Annotated in this window: 18 protein-coding genes; 12 read left to right on the forward strand and 6 right to left on the reverse strand. The window is 65.0% G+C overall.

What is annotated here, in order from left to right; genetic code table 11:
- The first annotated feature begins 104 nt into the window (after positions 1-104).
- A complete protein-coding gene (locus AB7M16_RS21710) occupies positions 105-1,403 on the forward strand; it encodes a dicarboxylate/amino acid:cation symporter (protein ID WP_172786622.1) in 1,299 nt (432 codons plus the stop codon).
- A 9-nt stretch (positions 1,404-1,412) separates the two neighbouring features.
- The gene (locus tag AB7M16_RS21715) at positions 1,413-2,354 is read left to right on the forward strand and encodes an amino acid ABC transporter substrate-binding protein (RefSeq protein ID WP_453945178.1); all 942 of its coding nucleotides are present in this window, start codon (positions 1,413-1,415) and stop codon (positions 2,352-2,354) included.
- 208 nt (positions 2,355-2,562) lie between these two features.
- On the opposite strand, the gene AB7M16_RS21720 is transcribed toward AB7M16_RS21715, so the two are convergent.
- Positions 2,563-3,357 (reverse strand): ATP-grasp domain-containing protein, encoded by a 795-nt coding sequence (locus tag AB7M16_RS21720; RefSeq protein WP_453945179.1) that lies wholly within the window; start codon positions 3,355-3,357, stop codon positions 2,563-2,565.
- 373 nt (positions 3,358-3,730) lie between these two features.
- Between AB7M16_RS21720 and AB7M16_RS21725 the strand changes: the two genes are divergently transcribed.
- The 3 genes from AB7M16_RS21725 (at position 3,731) to AB7M16_RS21735 (ending at position 6,842) form a co-directional block, all read left to right on the forward strand.
- Positions 3,731-4,504 (forward strand): ferredoxin--NADP reductase, encoded by a 774-nt coding sequence (locus tag AB7M16_RS21725; RefSeq protein WP_453945180.1) that lies wholly within the window; start codon positions 3,731-3,733, stop codon positions 4,502-4,504.
- A 375-nt stretch (positions 4,505-4,879) separates the two neighbouring features.
- Positions 4,880-6,505: an FMN-binding glutamate synthase family protein gene (locus tag AB7M16_RS21730; protein WP_453947240.1), complete on the forward strand. Its 1,626-nt coding sequence runs from the start codon at positions 4,880-4,882 to the stop codon at positions 6,503-6,505.
- Between the two features lie 97 nt (positions 6,506-6,602).
- Positions 6,603-6,842 (forward strand): PilZ domain-containing protein, encoded by a 240-nt coding sequence (locus AB7M16_RS21735; protein WP_453945181.1) that lies wholly within the window; start codon positions 6,603-6,605, stop codon positions 6,840-6,842.
- 178 nt (positions 6,843-7,020) lie between these two features.
- On the opposite strand, the gene AB7M16_RS21740 is transcribed toward AB7M16_RS21735, so the two are convergent.
- Positions 7,021-8,316, reverse strand: a complete 1,296-nt coding sequence (locus AB7M16_RS21740) for a hemolysin family protein (RefSeq protein WP_453945182.1) — start codon at positions 8,314-8,316, stop codon at positions 7,021-7,023.
- A 244-nt stretch (positions 8,317-8,560) separates the two neighbouring features.
- Here AB7M16_RS21740 and AB7M16_RS21745 point away from each other — a divergent pair, with 244 nt between their 5' ends.
- Positions 8,561-10,636, forward strand: coding sequence for a methyl-accepting chemotaxis protein (locus tag AB7M16_RS21745; RefSeq protein WP_453945183.1), 2,076 nt, complete (start codon positions 8,561-8,563; stop codon positions 10,634-10,636).
- Between the two features lie 116 nt (positions 10,637-10,752).
- Positions 10,753-11,484, forward strand: coding sequence for a sulfite exporter TauE/SafE family protein (locus AB7M16_RS21750; protein ID WP_453945184.1), 732 nt, complete (start codon positions 10,753-10,755; stop codon positions 11,482-11,484).
- An 8-nt stretch (positions 11,485-11,492) separates the two neighbouring features.
- Here AB7M16_RS21750 and AB7M16_RS21755 read toward each other — a convergent pair whose 3' ends face one another.
- The 3 genes from AB7M16_RS21755 to AB7M16_RS21765 all read right to left on the reverse strand — a co-directional run bounded on the left by AB7M16_RS21755 (position 11,493) and on the right by AB7M16_RS21765 (position 15,072).
- Positions 11,493-13,463 carry a carbohydrate porin gene (locus AB7M16_RS21755; RefSeq protein ID WP_172786630.1) on the reverse strand — a complete coding sequence of 657 codons (1,971 nt, stop codon included), beginning with the start codon at positions 13,461-13,463 and terminating at the stop codon, positions 11,493-11,495.
- A gap of 399 nt (positions 13,464-13,862) precedes the next feature.
- On the reverse strand, positions 13,863-14,126 hold the full coding sequence (locus AB7M16_RS21760; RefSeq protein ID WP_036045494.1) for a hypothetical protein: 264 nt from the start codon (positions 14,124-14,126) through the stop codon (positions 13,863-13,865).
- 139 nt (positions 14,127-14,265) lie between these two features.
- Positions 14,266-15,072: a creatininase family protein gene (locus AB7M16_RS21765; RefSeq protein ID WP_453945185.1), complete on the reverse strand. Its 807-nt coding sequence runs from the start codon at positions 15,070-15,072 to the stop codon at positions 14,266-14,268.
- Positions 15,073-15,225: 153 nt separating this feature from the next.
- Between AB7M16_RS21765 and AB7M16_RS21770 the strand changes: the two genes are divergently transcribed.
- The 5 genes from AB7M16_RS21770 to AB7M16_RS21790 all read left to right on the forward strand — a co-directional run bounded on the left by AB7M16_RS21770 (position 15,226) and on the right by AB7M16_RS21790 (position 19,766).
- Positions 15,226-16,248 carry an ABC transporter substrate-binding protein gene (locus AB7M16_RS21770; RefSeq protein WP_172786632.1) on the forward strand — a complete coding sequence of 341 codons (1,023 nt, stop codon included), beginning with the start codon at positions 15,226-15,228 and terminating at the stop codon, positions 16,246-16,248.
- A gap of 206 nt (positions 16,249-16,454) precedes the next feature.
- Entirely contained in the window at positions 16,455-17,270 is an 816-nt protein-coding gene (locus tag AB7M16_RS21775) for an ABC transporter ATP-binding protein (protein WP_453945186.1), read from the forward strand.
- Positions 17,267-18,085, forward strand: coding sequence for an ABC transporter permease (locus AB7M16_RS21780; protein WP_453945187.1), 819 nt, complete (start codon positions 17,267-17,269; stop codon positions 18,083-18,085). Before AB7M16_RS21775 ends, AB7M16_RS21780 begins: the two co-directional genes overlap by 4 nt.
- Positions 18,085-19,074, forward strand: coding sequence for a 2-hydroxyacid dehydrogenase (locus AB7M16_RS21785; protein WP_453945188.1), 990 nt, complete (start codon positions 18,085-18,087; stop codon positions 19,072-19,074). The genes AB7M16_RS21780 and AB7M16_RS21785 overlap by 1 nt, the downstream gene beginning before the upstream one ends.
- Positions 19,074-19,766 (forward strand): AprI/Inh family metalloprotease inhibitor, encoded by a 693-nt coding sequence (locus tag AB7M16_RS21790; RefSeq protein ID WP_453945189.1) that lies wholly within the window; start codon positions 19,074-19,076, stop codon positions 19,764-19,766. Before AB7M16_RS21785 ends, AB7M16_RS21790 begins: the two co-directional genes overlap by 1 nt.
- Before the next feature lie 218 nt (positions 19,767-19,984).
- Here the strand turns inward: AB7M16_RS21790 and AB7M16_RS21795 are convergent, their stop codons facing one another.
- Positions 19,985-21,379: a peptidoglycan-binding protein gene (locus AB7M16_RS21795; protein WP_260381793.1), complete on the reverse strand. Its 1,395-nt coding sequence runs from the start codon at positions 21,377-21,379 to the stop codon at positions 19,985-19,987.
- Positions 21,380-21,591: the final 212 nt, after the last annotated feature.

Below are 21,591 nucleotides of genomic sequence, written 5' to 3' on the forward strand. Positions count from 1 at the left end.
GTTGCGCAACGGGAACATCGCGCCATGGCGCGTGCACGCAAAGCGTGTTGCGTCGCTGTCATATCTGCGACACTATGAAGCGCCGGTGTACGTGGGGGTAAGCGATGTCCAACAGGTTCACGCAATACATTCTGGCCGCGATGGTGCTGGGCATCGTCATGGGCTCGGCGATCTACAACTTCCTGCCGGACACGCGCGCCGACTGGGCCTCCTCCATCAACCTGATCGCCATGATGTTCCTGCGCCTGATCAAGATGATCATCGCGCCCCTGGTGTTCGCGACCCTGGTCGGCGGCATCGCCCATATGGGCTCGGGCTCCAAGCTCGGCCGCATCTTCGCCAAGACCATGGGCTGGTTCGTCAGCGCATCCTTCGTCTCGCTGCTGCTCGGCCTGATCATGGTCAATCTGCTGCAGCCCGGCGCCAACTTCCCGGGCACGCTGCCGCAGGCGGGTCAATCGACCGGCCTGCCGGTCTCGGCCTTCTCCATCGAGAAATTCCTCACCCATCTGATTCCGACCTCGATCGCGGATGCGATGGCGCAGAACGAGATCCTGCAGATCGTGATCTTCGCCGTGTTCTTCTCGGTGGCGATGGGCTCCATGCCCGAACGTTCAAAGCCGATCCTCGCCATGATCGACGACGTCGGCCACATCATGCTGAAGGTGACGGCCTACGTCATGCTGTTCGCGCCGCTCGCAGTGTGGGCGGCGATCACCGCAACGGTGGCCAAGAACGGTCTCGCCGTGCTGTGGAAGCTCATCGTGTTCATGGGCGGCTTCTATCTCTCGCTGGCGATCCTGTGGACCATCCTGGTCATCGTCGGCTTCATCGTGATCGGTCCGCGCTACAGCCATCTCTTGAAGCTGGTCCGCGAGCCCTTGATGATCGCGTTCTCGACCGCGAGCTCGGAGGCGGCCTATCCGAAGACGCTCGAGGCGCTCAACCGCTTCGGCGCCTCGTCGCGGATCTCGAGCTTCGTGCTGCCGCTCGGATATTCCTTCAATCTCGACGGCACGATGATGTACTGCACTTTCGCGGCCGTCTTCATCGCGCAGAGCTATCACATCGACATGCCGCTCGGCACCCAGCTCGCGATGCTGGCGACGCTGATGATCACCTCGAAGGGCGTCGCCGGCGTGCCGCGCGCCTCTCTCGTCGTGATCGCCTCGACACTGGCGCAGTTCAACATTCCCGAGGCGGGCCTCCTGATGATCATGGGCATCGACACCTTCCTCGACATGGGCCGCAGCGCCACCAACGTGATCGGCAACACGCTTGCGACCTCGGTCGTGGCCAAATGGGAGGGCGAGCTCGGCCCCGAGCACGAGCTTGGCCCTGGCGACGTCGTGCCCGACGACGTGGTCCCGGGCGAGGTGCCCGCGATGGCCGGCCATGGATAGGAGCGCGCCATGGGCAGGATATTGGCGAGGCCGCTGACCTCAGGCGTCCTCTTGCTCGCCGCGTCGTTGCTCGCGGCCTCCTCGTGCGCGACGTCGGCACACGCCCAGACCGCCGGCGAAGGGCTCAGCCCGACACTGTCGGCCATCAAGTCGGCCCACACCGTGCGGCTCGGCTATCGCGAGAGCTCACCGCCGTTCTCGTTCCTCGACCAGTCGGGACGGCCGATCGGCTACAGCCTCGAACTGTGCGAAGCCATCGTCGAGGAGATCGGCGTCGAGGTCGACGATTCCGATCTCAGGATCGACTACGTCAAGGTCACCTCGGACGACCGCATCGACGCCGTGCTCCAGAACAAGATCGATCTCGAATGCGGCTCGACCACGGCCAATGCCGAGCGTGGCAAGCGCGTCGCCTTCTCGCCGCTGATGTTCGTCGCCGGCACCAAGCTGATGGTGCCGAAGGCCTCGACCGTCGCTTCGGTCACCGATCTCAAGGGCAAGACCGTGGTGGTGACCAAGGGCACCACCAACGAGCAGGCGATGCATGCGGCCGACAAGAAGTTCTCGCTCGGCCTCAACATCATCACCTCGCCCGACCACGAGCAATCGTACCAGATGCTCGCCGACGGCAAGGCGGATGCGTTCGCGACCGACGACATCCTGCTGTTCGGCCTGATCGCGCGCCACAAGGCGCAGGACAAGTTCCGCGTCACCGGCGACTATCTGTCCTACGATCCCTACGGCATCATGTTCAGGAAGGGCGAGCCGCAACTTGCCGCCGTGGTCGAGCGCGCCTTCCGCAAGCTCGGCTCCAACCGCGACCTCGTCCCGCTCTACAACAAATGGTTCACCGCAAGGCTGCCCACAGGCGAGCGCCTGAACGTGCCGATCTCGCTGCAGCTGGAAGAGGCGTTCAAGGCCATGGACGATTCCCCCAGCGCGAATAATTAGCGGCAGTCCTTCTTACCCTCCCCTGGAGGGGGAGGGTCGATCGCGCGCAGCGCGAGCGGGGTGGGGTGATCTCTCCGCTCGGGCAGCGCTTCTGGGGAGAGACTGTCACCCCACCCCGCTGCGCATTCCGCTTCGCTCCATGCACAGCGACCCTCCCCCTCCAGGGGAGGGTGGGCACCTGTGTCGCGGCTGCTATTCTTTGCCGCTCTCACCCAAACACCCGGTCCAGCGCCGCGTCATAGGTCGCCTGCACCAGAGCCGGATGCAGCTTGGCCAGCGCCTCCATCATCACGCCGGAATTGATCTCGAGCACCTTCCATTCGCCGCCGACACGAACCACGTCGATCGAGGCAAAGACGATGCCGATGGCGCGCGCGGCATCGATCGCGAGCTTCCCGCAGGCCGCGCGGACCTCGCCGTCCTGCAGCAGCACCGGCTTTGCGCCGGCATCGAGATTGTGCCGCCAGTCCGAGCCGCGCTGCTTGCTGTAGACGACGCGGGGCGCATCATCGAGCAGCACCACGCGGACCTCCTCCTCGATCGCGACATAGGGCGAGATCACGAGCCCCGTGCTCATCGAAAAGACCTCGCCGGCCGCGTGGTCGAGCTCCGCCTCGGTCGTGACCTTGAACACCGATCGCCCTGATGTCCCCTCGTTCGGCTTTACCACCACGCCCTGCGGATTTTCGGCGAGCAGCGCCAGCATCCCCTCGCGCCAGTCGGCGCTGGCGACATGCACGCCCAGCTTCGGGTTGAGGAAGAGCCGATGCGGAATGCAGGGCACCTCCGCCAGCGTCAGCGCCTCGGCGGTGGCTGATTTGTCGTTGGCGAGGCGATGGGCGATGGCGCTGTTGAGGCCGATGTCGTAGCCGAAGGCGAAGTGCCGCCGCGGCCCCCGGCGCATCGCGATGAGCCAGCCCCCGGAGCGGACATCGACCGCGATGCCCCGCGCCGCGCAATAGCGCCTGATCGCCTGAACGAAGATCCGCTCGCCGCTTGCCATGGTGTTTCGCCGTCCCTGGCGCCAAAAGCCGCAAAAATGCGGGCACCGGCGCCAAACCGGGTGAAAATCAGAGCTATTCTTAATGAAATTCCCGCGAGCGCGGCGGAAATTAAGTGCTGCAATGAAGCCCGGGAGGGAAAAGAAATTATCCTCCACGCGCGCCAGGCAGCAGATTCTTTAATGATGTGACCAGTTCTGCCGCAAATGCCGGTTTGACCGGCATCAATTGCATCCGAAACGAGGTTGATTATTGGTCTCAATGGCGTAGATCACACACGCGAAATCCTCCGCCATGGCAAATGGTGACCGCCCCGTTTCAGGGCCGGGCAACGCTTTTGCCCTAAAACCGCAGCTATTCGGAATATCGAAAATCATGAGCGCGTTTTACCGAGAGAAGGTTCTTTCCGTCCACCACTGGACCGACACGCTGTTCAGCTTCCGCGCCACCCGCGACACCGGCTTCCGGTTCCAGAACGGCCAGTTCGCCATGATCGGCCTCGAGGTCGATGGCCGGCCGCTGCTACGCGCCTACAGCATGGCGAGCGCCAACCACGAGGAAGAGCTCGAGTTCTTCTCGATCAAGGTGCAGGACGGTCCGCTGACCTCGCGCCTGCAGAAGATCAAGGAAGGCGACACCATCCTGGTCGGCCGCAAGGCGACCGGCACGCTGATCACCGACAATTTGCTTCCCGGCAAGCGGCTGATGCTGCTCTCGACCGGCACCGGCCTTGCGCCCTTCGCCAGCCTGATCAAGGACCCCGAGGTCTACGAGCAGTTCGAAACGATCGTGCTGGTGCATGGCTGCCGCCAGGTCTCCGAGCTCGCCTATGGCGAGAAGCTGGTTGCGACCCTGCGCGAGGATGAGCTGTTCGGCGAGCTGCTCGCGGACAAGCTCATCTACTACCCGACCGTGACCCGCGAGCCGTTCCGGAACCGCGGCCGCATCACCGATCTGATCAGCTCCGAGCAGATATTCAACGACATCGGCCAAGGTCCGCTGGACATCGCAACCGACCGCATCATGATGTGCGGCAGCCCGGCGATGCTCGAAGAGCTGAAGGCGATGTTCGAGAGCCGCGACTTCGTCGAAGGCAGCGGCAACAAGCCCGGCCATTTCGTGATCGAGAAGGCCTTCGTCGAGCGCTAAGCGCCACGCCATCGTGCCCCGGACGCAGCGCAGCGCCCCTTCGGCGGTCCGCTGCAGAGCCGGGGCCCATCTCTCCGCATCGCTTGGCGTTGCATTCTGGGTCCGGGGTCTGCGCTTGCGCTTGCCCGGGACACTGCTTGGTTGCGGCCGCTTGCCGCCTAACCCGTCCCTCTGCTGCACTGCAAAACCCGTCCATCCGGCTGATTGATTTGTCTCGACCGAATTCGCTAGCCTGAAACAAGGGCGGCGTCATATCCGTATGACAGGCGCGGGCGTATCGTGACGCCTTCTGCTGGCGAGAGGATCGGAATCGTGGCCGACGACACCAAGACGCATGCATCCCCGAAACGCCTGCCGCTGGCGGAGGAGGGGATCATGGAAACCCTGCTGCTGCCCTTCTCGCCGCGCTTCATCGTGCTGACGATCTGCGCGGTCGTCACCGCCCTCCTGATCGGCATCGGCATCGCCGACCGCAAGATCTTCGACATCCTGCTGATCCCGATCCTGATCTTCAGCGCGCTGACCCTGCTCGGCGTCCGCGATCTCCTGCAGAAGAGCCACGCGGTGCTGCGCAATTATCCGATTTCCGCGCATATCCGCTTTCTGCTCGAAGAGATCCGCCCGGAGATGCGGCAATATTTCTTCGAGAGCGAGAAGGACGGCATGCCGTTCTCGCGCGACACCCGCGCGGTGGTCTATCAGCGCGCCAAGATGGAGCTCGACAAGCGCCCGTTCGGCACCCAGGAGGACGTCTATCGCGAGGGCTACGAGTGGATGCATCACTCGGTCTCGCCGAAGGCGCATGCCACGGAGAAATTCCGTGTCGTGATCGGTGGACCGGATTGCGCAAGGCCCTATTCGGCCTCGGTGTTCAACATCTCGGCGATGAGCTTCGGCGCGCTCAGCCCGAATGCGGTGCGGGCATTGAACGCCGGTGCCAGGCAGGGCGGCTTCGCGCACGACACCGGCGAGGGCGGCGTCAGCCCCTATCACCGCGAGATGGGCGGCGACATCATCTGGGAGATCGGCTCCGGCTATTTCGGCTGCCGCCATCTCGACGGCAGCTTCGATCCCGAAGCGTTCGCGCGCGTCGCCGGCGACGACCAGATCAAGATGGTCGAGCTCAAGATCAGCCAGGGTGCCAAGCCCGGCCATGGCGGCGTGCTGCCGGCCGCCAAGGTCTCCGAGGAGATCTCCAAGATCCGCGGCGTCGCGATGGGCGAGGATTGCATCTCGCCGGCCTCGCATCGCGCGTTCTCCACGCCTGTCGGCATGATGCAGTTCATCGCCGAGATGCGCCGCCTCTCCGGCGGCAAGCCGGCTGGCTTCAAGCTGTGCATCGGCCATCCCTGGGAGTTCCTAGCGATCTGCAAGGCGATGCTTCAGACCGGCATCTATCCCGACTTCATCGTTATCGACGGCAATGAGGGCGGCACTGGCGCGGCGCCGCTGGAGTTCATGGATCATCTGGGCATGCCGATGCGCGAGGGCGTCAGTTTCGTCCACAATGCGCTGGTCGGCATCAATGCGCGCGACCGCATCAAGATCGGCGCCTCCGGCAAGATCGCCACCGCCTTCGACATGGCGCGGGCGATGGCGATCGGCGCCGACTATTGCAACTCGGCGCGCGGCTTCATGTTCTCGCTCGGCTGCATCCAGTCGTTGAGCTGCCACACCGATCGCTGCCCGACCGGGGTGGCGACGCAGGACCCAACGCGGGCGCGCGCGCTCTACGTGCCGCTCAAGATCGATCGCGTGCACAATTATCACCACGCCACGCTGCACTCGCTGACCGAATTGATCGCTGCGGCCGGCCTCGAACATCCGCAGCAGCTGCGGCCGATCCATTTCAGCCAACGGACGTCGACGACCCAGGTGAAGTCCTTCGCGCAGCTCTATCCGGCGCTGCGTCCGGGCGAGCTGCTCGAAGGCACCGAAGACCCGCGGTTCCGCGACGCCTGGCAGATGGCGCGCGCCGAGACGTTCCAGCCCGCGCTGTGACATTCCGGCCGCCGCTGCCGCAGGCCAGGGGCGTCAAATTGCCGAGAGCGGAGGGTGGGTTTAACCTCTGGTTCAACTTTGGGTGTAGATTTGCCCCATGGACGAGCGACGCGACAAAGCCCGGCATCGCGTGCTGAAGGCCGGAACGATCGAGTTCGGCGGCGGCGCGATCGACTGCACCGTCCGCAATCTCTCCGATACCGGCGCCGCACTCGACGTCACCAGTCCCGTCGGCATTCCCGATCATTTCACCCTGTTCGTTCAGGCCGACGGCACGCATCTGCGCTGCACCGTGGTCTGGCGCAAGGAAAAGCGGATCGGGGTGCGGTTCGGGTGAGGATGTTTCCCTCGCCCCTTGTGGGAGAGGGTGGCTCGCCGCGTAGCGGCGAGACGGGTGAGGGGTATTTCTCCCCGAGTCCAACTTCCATTCGAATTCGCTGAAGCAACCCCTCATCCGGCGCTTCGCGCCACCTTCTCCCGCAAGGGAGAAGGAAGAGGGCGCGCGCCGTCACCTGCTACCCCGTCTCGACCTCGGTCAACCGGCTGGCCAAGATCTTGTCGATCCGACGCCCGTCGAGATCGACCACCTCGATGTGCCAGCCGCCGAAATCGAAGGCGTCGCCGACATTGGGCAGCATGCTGAACTGTTGCAGCACGAGGCCTGCGACGGTGTTGTAGCGATGCGGCGGCAGCTCGATGCCGAGCAGCTCGCCGAACTCGTCGACCGGCATCCAGCCGGAGATCAGCAGCGAATCGTCGTCGCGCCGGATGAAGGCCGGCTCGGGCGGTCCTTCCTCGGAATGAAAGGCGCCGACGATCGACTCGAGGATGTCGGCGGCCGTCACCATGCCTTCGAACGCGCCGTATTCGTCGTAGACGAGCCCGACGTGAACGGGCGCCGCTTTCAGGATGGTCAGCACGTCGCGCGCATCTGCCGACACCGGGATGCCGGGCGCCTCGCGCACGAGCGCGCGCAGGTCCGGGTTGCGTTCGTTCATGTAGGCGACCAGCAGGTCCTTGGCCTGGAGCACGCCGATCGGCTTGTCGCGGTCGCCGTCGGAGACGGGAAAGCGCGAATGCGGGCTCTTGGCGATGATCTCCTGGACGGCGGCGGGATCGTCGTTCAGGTCGATCTCGTCGACCTCGGTGCGCGGCGTCATGACCGCGCCGGCCGGCCGGTCGCCGAGCCGCATCACGCCGGCGATCATCTCCTTCTCGCCGGGCTCGAGCACGCCGGCGCTCTCGGCCTCGCTGACGAGGTGATGAATCTCGTCCTCCGAGACCTTCTCCTCGGCCTTGCCGCCGCGGCCGAGCAGCGCGAGGATCAGCTTGCCGGAGATGTCGAGCAGAAAGACCAGCGGCAGGGATATTTTCGCAAGCGCGTGCATCGCCGGCGCGACCCGCACCGCGATGCTTTCGGGGTCGCGCAGCGCCACCTGCTTCGGCACCAGCTCGCCGACGATCAGGGTGGCGTAGGTGATGAGCGTGACCACGATGCCGACGCCGACGATGTCGGCGATGCCCGGAGACAGACCGAGCTCGAGCAGCCATTGCGTCAGCCGCTGCCCGAGCGTGGCGCCGGAGAACGCGCCGGAGAGCACGCCGACCAGCGTGATGCCGATCTGGACCGTGGACAGGAACTTGCCGGGATCGGCCGCCAGCGTCAGCGCCCGCTCGGCGCCGCGCACGCCCTTGGCCGCGAGCAGCGACAGCCGTGCCGGACGGGACGAGACCACGGCCAGCTCGGACATGGACAGCAGGCCGTTGATGACGATCAGGACGACGACGATGACGAGTTCGAGCGAGAGCATTGACGTTCCGGAGGTAGGCAAGTGTGACCGGGGTGCCGGCGCAAGCCATTGATATAGGTATTCGGTGCGGAAGTGCTGGCGATTCTGCGCATTCGTCGGGCAAAGGGAACCGGTACGCGACAGCGTGCCAAGGGGTCCCGCGACGACCTGACACCCCGCGGAACTACGGATCGTTGCTTAACGAGCCCTTAGTGGCCGGCGGCTAGTTTTCGCGCTTGCAGAAATAATATTCGGGGACCTGAGGATGCGGATCGGGAAGCTTTTCGCGCTGTCGATGCTGACGGTGACGGTGTTTGCAGTCATTCTCGGCGCCGAGGTGCTTATACCGCAGACGCGCATCTTCACGAACCGCTCCGACGCGATCAAGACGGTGGAAGCGTTCGGTGCGATGCTAACGGTGAGCCAGCACGTCGCTGGCCTTCGTGCGCCCTACATCACCCCCATCTTCCAGGAAGGCGCGGCAACGCAGGCGCAGACCGAAGCTGCCGGGAAGGCGGCGAAAGCGGCCGATGCCGGATTCGAGGCCGCAAGGCGCGCGCTCATGGCGGTCGATGACGGGGCCGCGATGATCGAAACCCTGGATCGCGCCGCTCGTCGGCTCAAGGACGTTTACACGGCGGCCGATCGCGCAATGAGCGTTCCCCTTGCGGCGCGCGACAGCGCTGTGGTCAAGGGCTTCCTGCCTGCCGTTGCCGAGGTTATCAGCAACATCGAGCCCATCATGAACCGGCTCGAAGGACAGGTCGTCAATGCCGATTCCTCGCTCGCCGCGCTCTTGAGCCTGGCGCGAACGGCGCAGGATCTGCGCGTTTCGGCCGGCAGCCGCGCCGCCACATTGTCGCCGGCGCTGTCCGCACGCCGCCCCCTGGTGGCGGCCGAATTCGCGCTGATGGATCGCATGCAGGGACGCGTCGAAGCCGACCGCGAGCGCATCGAAGCCGGCATGGAGCAGCTCGGCAATCCGCCCCGGATCGCCACGACGCTGAAGGCCGCGACGGAATCCTATTTTGGAAAAGCGGCCTCGGTCGTGGAGAAGGAGATGCCTGCGGCGAAGAGCGACGGCAAGTACGGCATCACCGCCGACGAGCTGGCGAAGGTCATCGTCCCGGCCATCCAGATGTTCTACGGCGTGCGCGACGCTGCGCTGGCGGAAGCCGCCGAGCGTGCCTCGGCCGCGCGCGACGGCGCGCTGGCGATGCTCGCGCTCGCCGCAATCGCCGTGCTGGCCCTGCTCGGCACGCTCGGTGGCGTGACCATCATGCTGCGCAGGCGCGTGGTGACGCCGCTCGGGCGGATCGCCGACGTGATTGGAGCGCTCGCCGTAGGGCAGCACGAGGTCGAGATTCCCGCGACGGGCCGCAGCGACGAGATCGGCCAGGTCGCCGGCTCGCTCCAGCATTTCAAGGATTCGCTGCTCGCCAAGAAGTCCGCCGACGAGGCGGCCGCGATCGAAGCGGAAGCGAAGCTGAAGCGCAGCCAGCGCATGGATCAGGTCGCGCGTGAGTTCGAAGCCATGATCGGCGACGTCATCAACACCGTCTCGTCGGCATCCTCCGAGCTGGAAGCCTTCGCGGGAACGCTGACGAGCTCGGCTGAGCAATCGGAAAAGGTCACGGCGACCGTCGCTGCCGCCTCCGAGCAGGCCTCCACCAACGTACAGACCGTTGCCGCCGCGGCCGAGGAGATGGCCTCGTCGGTCGACGAGATCAGCCGCCAGGTTCAGGACTCCGCGCGCATCGCCGGCGAGGCCGTGCAGCAGGCGGGGCGGACCAACGAGCATGTCGGCGAGCTCGCCAGGGCCGCAGGCCGGATCGGCGACGTCGTCGAGCTCATCAGCCAGATCGCGGGCCAGACCAATCTTCTGGCGCTCAATGCCACCATCGAGGCGGCGCGCGCCGGCGAGGCCGGTCGCGGCTTTGCCGTCGTCGCCTCCGAGGTCAAGGCGCTGGCCGAGCAGACCGCCAAGGCCACCGGCGAGATCAGCCAGCAGATCGCAGGGATCCAGGCCGCCACCGAAGACTCCGTCGGCGCCATCAAGTCGATCGGCGACACCATCTCCCGCATGTCCGAGATCGCGTCCGCAATCGCCGCAGCGGTCGAGGAGCAGGGCGCGGCGACGCGCGAGATCTCACGCAACGTGCAGCAGGCCGCGCGCGGCACCCAGCAGGTCTCGGCCAGCATCGTCGACGTGCAGCGTGGCGCGAGCCAAACCGGATCGGCCTCCTCCAACGTGCTCGCATCGGCGAGGTCGCTCTCGGGCGAAAGCAGCCGGCTCAAGACCGAGGTCGGAAAATTCCTGGACGCGATCCGCGCGGCGTAACGAGGTCATTGTGCAAAGAGGCCGCTTCACCTAGACTTGCATCCCGGGGATGTCGCAGCCTCCCCGTGAAGTGGTGATCCCACGCAAGCGCTGCTCGCTGATCTATGGAGCGAGCAATGGACGGGATCGCAATCGAGCTTCCGCTCTTTCTGTTGGCCACCTTCGCCGGCGCGTTCGTCGCCGGCCTCTCCGGCTTCGCCTTCGGCCTGGTCGCGGCATCGTTGTGGCTTTACGTGCTGACGCCGCTTCAAAGTGCCAGCCTGATCGTCGGCTTCGGCCTTCTGGTGCAGGGCTATTCGGTCTGGAAGTTGCGCAGCGCGCTCGACTGGCACCGGCTGTGGCCCTTCATCGTCGGTGCAGTCATCGGTGTGCCGGCCGGGGTGTCGCTCCTGACCTGGGCCGATCCGAAGAGTGTTCGCATCGCGGTCGGAGCTGTCCTGATCGCCTACAGCCTCTATGCATTCTTCCGGCCGCAGCTCAAACTCGCGGTCGTCGTGCCGCCGGCCGCTGACATGACGGTCGGCTTCGTCAACGGCCTGCTTGGCGGGCTGACGGGCCTTGCCGGCATCGTCGTCACCATCTGGTGTAATTTGCGCGGCCTGCCCAAGGACGCGCAGCGTGCCACGTTCCAGCCGGTCGCCGTCGTGGTATTCGCCATGGCGGCGCTCTGGCTCGGTGCCAACGGATCGCTCACATCAGACACGGCGAAGCTGTTCGCGCTCGGCCTGCCGTTTCTGTTCGCCGGCACCTGGCTCGGGCTGAAACTGTTCGGCCGGATCGACGAGGCCGCGTTCCGCAAGATCGTGCTGGCGCTGCTGTTCGTCTCGGGTGTCGCGCTCCTGTTCTGAGCCGCAGCTCAGAACTCCCCGTGCAGCCGGCCCGAAAACACCGACACCGGTCCGCGGTCGGCGTTGTAGGCCGGGTTGACGATGAGCTGATAGTCGGCGGTGAGGGTGATGTTCTTGTTCACCGCATAGGCGTAGTAGGTTTCGAGGATGCGTTCCTTGCGGTAGTTCAGCGCGCCGTCGCCGACGAGGACACCGAGGCCGCCGGCGGCAAGGAAGTCGCGATAATCCTGCGAGATCGCGTTGATCGCGCCGCCGACGCCGATCACGTCGTCCGGCCGGCCCCATCTCGTGCCCTTGATCGACAAGCCCGCGGACAGGCTGCGATGAATGTCGGTGAAGGCCAGCGTTTCGAACCGGCCGTCGTTCCAGCTCCAGCGGCCGAACAGCCCGACATCGTCGGTGATCGCCTGCTCGAGATTGAGCACATAGCCGTACTTTAGGCGTCCGCGCCGGGTCTGCGCGATGTCGAGATTGAGCGCGGGATTGTTCAGCGTCTCGCGGAAGCTGCCCATATTGGCGCTGTCGAGCCAGCCGATGGTCCTGAGCTTGCCGGGCTGGCCGAGCAGCGAGAAGCGCGTCTCGAGCTCGAGCACGTACTGGCCGCGCTCGCCGACCCTGGTGTCGAAATGATTCGAATTGGATTCCGACACCATCAGGAAATAGCCGCCGCGCAGCGCCCATTGCTTCTGGTTGAGTTCGGCCGTGACGCCGTAGGTGAGACCGACCTTGTCGGCGGAATAGTCGAAGGCGCCGGGCGCCCAGAGCGACCAGTTCATGAAATCCCTGCGGGTGTCCTTGGCATAGGCATTGCCGTCGAACACGTCGACCACGGGGAACTTGCCGGCCTGCAAGGTGAGGCGCGACACGTCGACCTTCTGTCCCAGCTGCAGCTGGCTGCTCGCCAGCTCTTCCTGCTCGCCGCCGAAGCCGAAGGTTTGGCGCACGAACAGGCGCGAGGTGTTGTAGTGCGGGTAGGGGAAGTTCGATTTCTGCGCTTCGCCGTTCGGGAAGCCGGCCGCACCGACCGTGTCGTTGAGCCCAAATCCCTGCAGCAGCTCGGGATTGTAATAGACCTCGCCGCCGTCCCACAGCCGCGCGTTCAGGAACAGGCTGTTGCTCCACGTCGCCTTGGCCTGTCGCGACGGCGACAGCGAGTTCGGTCCGGTATAGAGCGCGGGGAACGATGGATAGCCTTGCGGCAGATAGGTGCTCTGGCCGTGGATCTCCCAGCGATCCGATTCCGTGTCGATCAGGGAGCTCTTCGGGTTATAGCCCGGCATGCCGGGCCAATCGACCTTGCGGTTGAGGCCCAGCCTGACCTGCTGGAAGTCGAGCGACGAGGACGTGTATTGCGCGCCCGTGGAGAAGGCGACGTTGGCACTATCGAAGCGGCTGTAGAGATATTCGAGCCGCGCGCTCCAATGCGGCGCGAAACCGTATTCGACGCCGGCGCCTGCGACCCAGCCAGGACGTGTGTTCAGGATCTTCGGGATTTCGGCGCCGGAGGCCGGCGCGTCGAAATAGCGCTCGCCCATCCAGGCAAAGCCGCCGGTGGCATAGACGAGCCACGGACCGCTGGTGTAGCCGACGCGCCCGCGCAGGCTCGCGGTGTAGTCCCATTGCTGCGTGACGGTGTTGGCGGGCGTCGCCAGGAACGAGACGATCGAGTTCGACGTGATGTAGTTGGGAAACGTAAAATCGCCTTCGACGCCGACCAGCCAGCCGGAGTTGAGGCGGTAATTGTAGCCCGCCTGCACGCCGCCGATCATGCCGCTGAAGACGCCGCTGTCGCTGAGTGCGGTGCCGTCGTTCAGTGCAAAATGCGACGAGCCGCGGCCGTAGCCGGCATGCGCGCCGATATAGAGGCCGGTCCAGTCATAGACCGCTCTCAAGGCCGGCGCCTTCAGCGGCAGATCGGCCGCGCGGCCGGCAGTCGGAAAAGCCAGCACGCCCGTGGCAATCGCCGCGGCCGTTCGCAAGCACCGATGTCTGTGACCTCTCAACGCCAAAACGCACGCCCCCAAACGCGAATCTGTTCCACCCGCCGCAATATCCCTGACGGGTCGCGACGATTCTGTCACCAAGCCTCGGCGATTGAGGCGACCGGCCGAGATGATCTCGATTCGTCGCGACTTCGTCCCAAGTTCCTGAACCTGCGACAAACCTTATTGCGATTAATTCGCAATAGCAACTGATGCGCATCGCCGCAGAGAAGAGTTCGCACCGCTGTGTGACGCGGCTGCAACAAATTCGCCGGGCTCAAAACGAATGACCCCGCCCGGGGGGACGCCGGGCGGGGTCGGGGGCACGACACGGGGTGGATGAGGCGCCCGTGTCGGACGCAGGATCCACGTGGAGATCGGCCTCAGGTACTCAGATCAGTAGCAGGTGCGAACGCGGCCGACGTACTGGCCGAAGGCGTTGTACTGCGCGACCCAGCCGCAGCGGTGATAGCCGTGGTAATAGGGATCGTTGCTGGCGGCGATCGCGGAGCCGACGACAGCGGCGGTGGCAATGCCGGCACCGACACCCCAGACCCAGCCGGGCTGCTTGGCTTCGGCCGAGGTGGTGGTGGACGCGATGCTGCCGGTGACGGCGAGAGCAGCGAGAGCTGCGGCGGCAATCTTGGTCTTGATCGACATGTGAAACTCCATCCGGGTTGAGGCGGTCCGTTGTGGCCCGCGTGCCCAGTTGGACGGAGGCATGCCGCGTCCGGTTCGAAAGCGCATCTGGCGCTCCCGGAATCCCGTCATTTCTCGAATGGTTTCAGTTGGATGCGGGCTAGCCGAGGGGCCCCTTTGCGAGCCTGTTCACGTCGAAGTTATCGACCTCTCCCAGCAGCTCGCAAAAGGCGCGCGCGCCTTGATCGAGCAACTGCTCGCCCTTCGCTGGCTCAGCCAGCGTCGCGTTGCCGACTGCGCCGCTGGCGTTGAGATCCTGCGCCTGCCAGGCGAACGGCGCTGGCCGCTGCGTCGACAGCCAGCGATATTGCTGCTCCATCGCGATGCTGCTCGCGGGAAAATCAGCGATCGCATCCTTGCGCACCTGATCAGGATAGCGCGCCAGCATGATCGAGGTCTCGACCGCGCCGCCGTGAATGCCGTGGCGCACTTCATCGGTCGGGAACAATGTGTCCGCGCCCGAGAGCCGCGACCACGACGTCGTCACCACGAAGAGCTTTTGATGCGCGCGAAGGTCCTGCGCGACCAGCATCATGGCCGCGCTATTGCCGCCATGGCTGGTGACGATGACGAGCTTTCTCACGCCGCGGCGTGCAACCTCCTCGCCGATCCCAGTCCATTTCTTCAGCGCCATTTCGGTCGGCAGCGTCTGCGTGCCCGGATAGTCGATATGCTCGGTGGAAATCCCGACCCGTTCGACCGGGAGGAAGCTCGCCGCAATGCTCGCGGGCAACAGCTCGCGCACACGTGCCAGATAGGCGTCCGCGATCAGCACGTCCGTCGTCAGTGGCAGATGCGGGCCGTGCTGCTCGGTTGCCGCCAGCGGCAGCACCGCGATCCAGCGCGACACCTCGCCCGGGCTCGCATGAGCCCAGTCGATGTCGATCCAGTCGCGGGAGGGCGTCATCAAGGTTTCCTTGCCCGAATTTGTCACGTAATTTGCGCTATGAGGGGATGCGGGCCCGGCCGGCTCGCATCCCCTGATGTCGTGCGGTTTTATCGCGTTGCATTCACTTGAACCAGAGACGATTGGACCAGCCAGGGTCGACGGAGTGCCATCATGCCCCCCTTTCATCTGCGGCGAGCGTTAATTGCAGGCTTGTTGGCCGCTGTCGCCTCCTTTGCGCCGGCGCGCGCCCAAACGCTCGACAAGGTCACATTCGGCACCAACTGGGTCGCCGAGGCCGAGCATGGCGGCTTCTTCCAGGCGGTCGCCGACGGCACCTACAAGAAATACGGTCTCGACGTCACTATCGTCCCCGGCGGTCCCAACGAGAACAACCGGATGCTGCTGATTGCCGGCAAGATCGATTTCTTCATGGCCGCGAACACGCTGATGTCGTTCGACGCGGTCGCCAACAACGTTCCCGTCGTCAGCATCGCCGCGGTGTTCCAGAAGGATCCGCAGGTGATGCTGACGCAGCCCGACGCCAAGGTCGCCAAGATCGAGGATCTCAAGCCGCTGACGCTGTTCGTCTCCAAGGAAGGCATGACCAGCTATTTCCAGTGGCTGAAGTCCGAATACGGCTTCAGCGAGAAGAACGTCCGGCCCTATAATTTCAATCCGCAGCCCTTCATCGCCAATCCCAAGAGCGCCATGCAGGGTTACGTCACCTCCGAGCCGTTCGCGGTCGAGAAGGCCGCCGGCTTCAAGCCCAACGTGCTGCTGCTCGCCGATTACGGCTTCAACACCTATTCGACCCTGATCGAAACCCGCCGTGAGATCGTCGAGAAGAAGCCCGACTTGGTGCAGCGCTTCGTCGATGCCTCCATGATCGGCTGGTACAATTACATCTACCGCGACAATTCCGCCGGCAATGCCCTGATCAAGCAGCTCAACCCGGAGATGACCGACGATCTCCTGGCCTATTCCGTCGCCAAGATGAAAGAGCACGGCATCGTCGATTCCGGCGACAGCTTGAAGAACGGCATCGGTGCGATGAGCGACGAGCGCTATGCCTCCTTCTTCAACAAGATGGTCAAGGCCGGCGTCGTGAAGGCGGATCTCGACTTCCGCAAATCCTATACGCTGCGCTTCGTCAACAAGGGCGTCGGCGTCGAGCTGCGCCCGAACAAGCCGTAGATGCTGAGATCAGGCACGGCGGTGCGGCTGGGGCCCACCTCTCCCGAAGGGAGAGGCCGCATCGCATCGTCAGATGCGGTGCGGGTGAGGGGTTACGCTCTCTCGTGGGACCTGAGGCCCCTCACCCGGCGCTGCGCGCCGACCTCTCCCCGTTGGGGAGAGGTGAGAGATGCGGCGCGACCGAGCCTCACAAAGACCAGCGATCGATGGTAGCGAGCTCAACGCCACCCGCCGTCGAGGCCAGCCTCACGGCTCTTGCCGTCAGCCTGCGCGGCGTGACGAAGGTCTATGACAACGGCGTGATGGCGCTCGGCCCGTTCGATCTTGCTGTCCGCAAGGGCGAGTTCATCTCGCTGCTGGGCCCGTCCGGCTGCGGCAAATCGACGGTGTTGCGGCTGATCGCCGAGCTCAGCGCGCCGTCGTCGGGCACGGTGCGGGTGGCACGGCACGAGGGCGTGCCGCAGCCGGGTCACGGCATCGGCTTCGTGTTCCAGGAGCCCACCCTGATGCCCTGGGCCAACGTCCGTGAGAACGTGCGGCTGCCGCTGAAGCTCGGCGGCGTGCCGAAGGCGGAGGGGCGCGCGCGTGCCGACGCGGCACTGGCGAGTGTCGGCCTTGCCGATTTCGCCGATGCCTTTCCGCGCGAGCTCTCCGGCGGCATGAAGATGCGGGTGTCGCTGGCGCGCGCGCTCGTCACCGATCCCGATATCCTCCTGATGGACGAGCCGTTCGCCGCGCTCGACGAGATCACGCGCTTCCGCCTCAACAACGATCTGCTGGCGCTGTGGCGGTCCCTGCGCAAGACCGTCATCTTCGTCACCCATTCGGTGTTCGAATCCGTCTATCTGTCGCAGCGCGTCGTGGTCATGACGTCGCGGCCCGGCCGCATCCAGGCCGACATCCGTATCGAGACGGTCGAGCCGAGGGCTGAGGAGTTTCGCACCTCGGCGGCCTATTCCGACTATTGCCGACGCGTGTCCGCCGCGCTGGCGCCGTCCTATTCGGAGCAGTCGACGCTATGAGCGCGCAAGCTCCCGTGCCGGCAAAATCCTCTGGCGCGCAACGCGCGATGCGCTTCGTGCTGCCGGTCATCGTCTTCGCAGCCGGCCTCCTAGCCTGGGAACTCGTGGTCCGCATCAAGGAGATCCCGCCTTACGTGCTGCCGGCGCCCTCGGTCATCGTGCTGACACTAATCAAGGACTGGGCGGTGCTGTCACAATCGCTGGCGATCACGCTTGCAACCACGCTCGAAGGTTTTGTCGCCGCCAGCATCGGCGGCATCGCGCTGGCGCTGCTGTTCAACCAGTCGAAATGGGTGGAATATTCGCTGTTCCCCTATGCCATCGTGCTCCAGGTGACGCCTGTGATCGCGATCGCGCCGCTCTTGCTAATCTATCTGGAGCAGCAGACCGCGGTGGTCGTCTGCGCCTTCATCGTCGCTTTCTTCCCGGTGCTGTCGAATACCACGCTCGGGCTGAACTCGGTGGACCGCAATTTGGCCGGGCTGTTCCAGCTCTATGGCGCATCGAAGCCGCAAACCCTGCGCTTCCTCAAGCTGCCGGCGGCGCTGCCCTATATCCTCGGCGGCCTGCGCATCGCCGGCGGCCTGTCGCTGATCGGCGCCGTCGTGGCCGAGATCGCGGCCGGAACGGCCGGCGCCGGCTCCGGGCTCGCCTACAGGATCGCCGAATCCGGCTATCGCTTGAACATACCCCGCATGTTTGCAGCGCTGCTTCTGTTGTCGCTGGCCGGGATTGTCATCTATGGGGTGCTGGCGCTAGTTTCCCACCTCGTTTTACGGCGCTGGCATGAAAGCGCGCTTGGAAAGGAAAACTGATGGCTGCCGGTTCGATTTCGTCCGAAAAGATCGACCTTCTGATCTATGGGCCGGTGCGGCCGATTCTCGAGAACGGCTTTTCCGATCATTTCGTCGTGCACAAGGCGGAGACGCGCGGCGATCTCGAGCGGCTGACGCCGGCGGTCCGCGACAGGATCCGCGGCGTCGCGGTGACCTACCACACCGTGCGCGCGGACAAGGATTCGCTGTCGCAGCTGCCGAAGCTGGAAATGGTGGCGAGCTTCGGTGTCGGCTACGACCACATCGACGCCAAATATGCCGCCGAGCACAACATCGTCGTCACCAACACGCCCGACGTCTTGACCGAGGAGGTCGCCGACGTCGCGATGGGCCTTCTGATCTCGACCTTGCGCGAGTTCATCAAGGCCGACCGCTATGTCCGCTCCGGGCTGTGGCAGACCCAGAACTATCCGCTCAGCGTCGGCTCGCTGCGCGACCGCAAGGTCGGCATCGTCGGCATGGGCCGGATCGGCCAAGCCATCGCGCGCCGGCTCGATGCCTCGCTGGTGCCGGTGGTCTACCACTCGCGCAACCCCTCCAAGGAGGTCGCCTACAAGCACTACCCTGATCTGATCGAGATGGCGAAAGCTGTCGACACGCTTGTTGTGATCGTGCCGGGCGGTGCCTCGACCGAAAAGATGATCAATGCCGAGGTGCTCAAGGCGCTCGGCCCGCGCGGCGTGCTGGTCAACGTCGCGCGCGGCTCGGTGGTCGACGAGCCCGCGCTGATCCAGGCGCTGAAATCCGGCACCATTCTCGCCGCCGGCCTCGACGTGTTCGCGGCCGAGCCGAACGTGCCCGACGAGCTCAAGACCATGCAGAACGTCGTGTTGCTGCCGCATATCGGCTCGGCCTCGGTGGTGACGCGCAACGCCATGGACCAGCTCGTGGTCGACAATCTCAAGTCCTGGTTCGCCGGCAAGGCGCCGCTGACGCCGGTTGCGGAAACGCCGTTCAAGGGGCGCTGATGATCGCTCGTCGCCTTCTCGCATCTGCCATCGCGGCCTTTCTGGCCGCGACCGGCATCGCGCATGCGCAGGATGCGACGAGCCTGAAGAAGCAGATGCCCGGACAGTGGGAGCTCTCGACCACCGAGCGCAGCAAGACCTGCGTTGTCACACTGAGAGGTGACGCCGCAGGCCAGGGCTACAAGCTGGAGCTGGAGCCGGCCTGCAAGACCGCGCTGCCCTTCACCAAGGACATCGTCGCCTGGAGCGTGAAGGGCCTCGACATCGTGCGCCTGCAGGATGCGACCGGCGAAGCCGTGATCGATTTCACCGAGGTCGAGGCCGGCATCTTCGAAGGCCTGCGCCAGGGCGAGGGCGTCTACATCCTGCAGGACCTCGCCGCCGCGCGCTCGATGGCGAAGTCGATGGACCAGATGATCGGCGACTGGTCGATGGTGCGCGGCAACGGCCAGCCGATCTGCGGGCTGACGCTGACCAACACCGAAGCGGGCCCGGACAATTTCCAGGTCTTCCTCAAGCCGAGATGCGACGCCACGATCGCGCAGTTCAACCCGACGCAATGGCGACTCGAGCGTGGCCAGATCATCCTGATGTCCAAATCAGGCGACGCCTGGCAGTTCGAGGCCGACGACAACGCGCAGTGGCGCCGTGTCCCCGACACCGCCGATCCCCTGATCATGCTGCGCCAGTAGGCGGGGCCAAGCCGCGGGCTCGACAACCTCTCCCGCTTGCGGGAGAGGTCGGCGCGTTCCGGCCGATGCGAAGCATGGTCCAGCGCGCCGGGTGAGGGCTTTCTCCTCTTGGGGATTCTCGATTGTGGAGACACCCTCTCCCCAACCCTCCCCCGCAAGCAGGGGAGGGAGCGCACCTGCTCCTGGAGAAGCATCCCAAGTCCGATCTCCCTGGGTCCTCACGTCGTCACCTTCGGCGGCGGCGCGGTGCCTTGCGCCCATTTCTCCATCTTGCCGAGCACGCCCCAGACGGCGAGCGCGAGCGAGATCGGCATTGCGAACTGGCCAAGGCCGGGCACGGCCGACACGATGGTTCCGAGCAGCCCGGCAAGGCCTCCCGCATTCGGGCTTGCCGTCACCGAGGAGAGCAGGGCGGTGATCAGCGAGCCCCCGATGCCGAGCGCGGTCTTCTTGCCGTCGAGCAGCTTGCCGATGGTCTCGCCGAGCGCGCCATTGACCTGGCCGAGCATCGGCTTGCCGCCGCCGTTGTTGAGCAGGGTGCTGAGCAAATCGACGACCTGTTTCAGCTGATCGACGGGGGCGGGGCTCATCGGGGCGACGGGTCCGGGCATGGGCGCTGTCTTGTTGATGAGGGAGAACAGCCGTTCGAACAGGCTGACGGGATCGTTGGTGGCAGGCAATGTGTTGCTCGGCACGATCGCCGGCAGCGTCCCGCCGCTTGCCGGCGGTCGCAGCACTTGTGTGAGATCTTCCAGCCGCTTCAGGATCTGCGAGAGGTCGCCGTTCTGCCCGGCCGGGCCCGGCTGCTGCATCCCGCGCGTGATGGCGGCGACCGTGGCGGCGTCGAGCAATCCGGTATCCCTCAGGCCGTTCTGCTGCTGAAACAGCGAGACGGCGGCCCTGGTCTTCGGTCCGCTGATGCCGTCCTCGACGAGCGGCGGATTGGCGCCGAGCTTGTTCAGCGCCTGCTGCATCAGCATGACCGTCGAAGCCACCTCATCCTCGGGCTCGGTGCGACCGGCGAATTGCGGGCCGTCGTCGAGCGCGATCGACGAATCCAGCGCCATCATCGCATGCAGGATCACCGCCGTGCCGAGCTGGGCATCGACGTGACCGGGATCGAACACATGGTCGCGGACGAATTTTCCGGCTCTTGCTTCCGGCGGGCCGTACAGGGTCGAGCCGCCATAGAGATAGGGCGAATTGACGCCCTTGGAATGATAGCCGAAGCCGTTGAACGCCTCGAGCCGGAACAGCATCCGCGCGATGCCCCAATCCCGCGCACCGATGAAGTTCTCGATTCTGAACGCGTCCACGGCGCCGTCCACGAAGGTGGCGAACGGGCCGCGCCCCTTCGGAACGATCGTCGTCGTGCGATGAAGCGTTTCGCCGTTGCCCAGATAGGTGTCGAAATCGAAGTTGGATTCGCGGTAATGGCAGAGCGCGGTGAAGTACCAGGGCACGCCGGTCAGCCGCTCGATCTGCTGATAGGTCGCCTTGCCGTTGAGCGCCTTGCGGGCGATGGCATTCGCCTCGGCGAGGCGTCCGGGCCGGATTTCGAGACCGGCCCAATTCCGCTCGTATTCGTTCTTGAAACTCTCGAATGAAATCATCTTCCGCTCCCGCAAATTGATTGAATGATCGACTTGCCGTGCAAACCAGAGTGAGCCGGGTGTCGTGATCGGCGCCTGGCTCCAGCGTGATCTGTCGAAAGTCTGGCAGGTCACCGGCGCGGCGCATGTGAAATGGCTTACAGCTTGGGCGGGAAATCTCGGTAGAACCAGGGCGAGGCCTCCACCGCTCCGGGAACCGGCCGGCCATCCCT

The sequence above is a fragment of the Bradyrhizobium sp. USDA 372 genome, assembly GCF_053629095.1.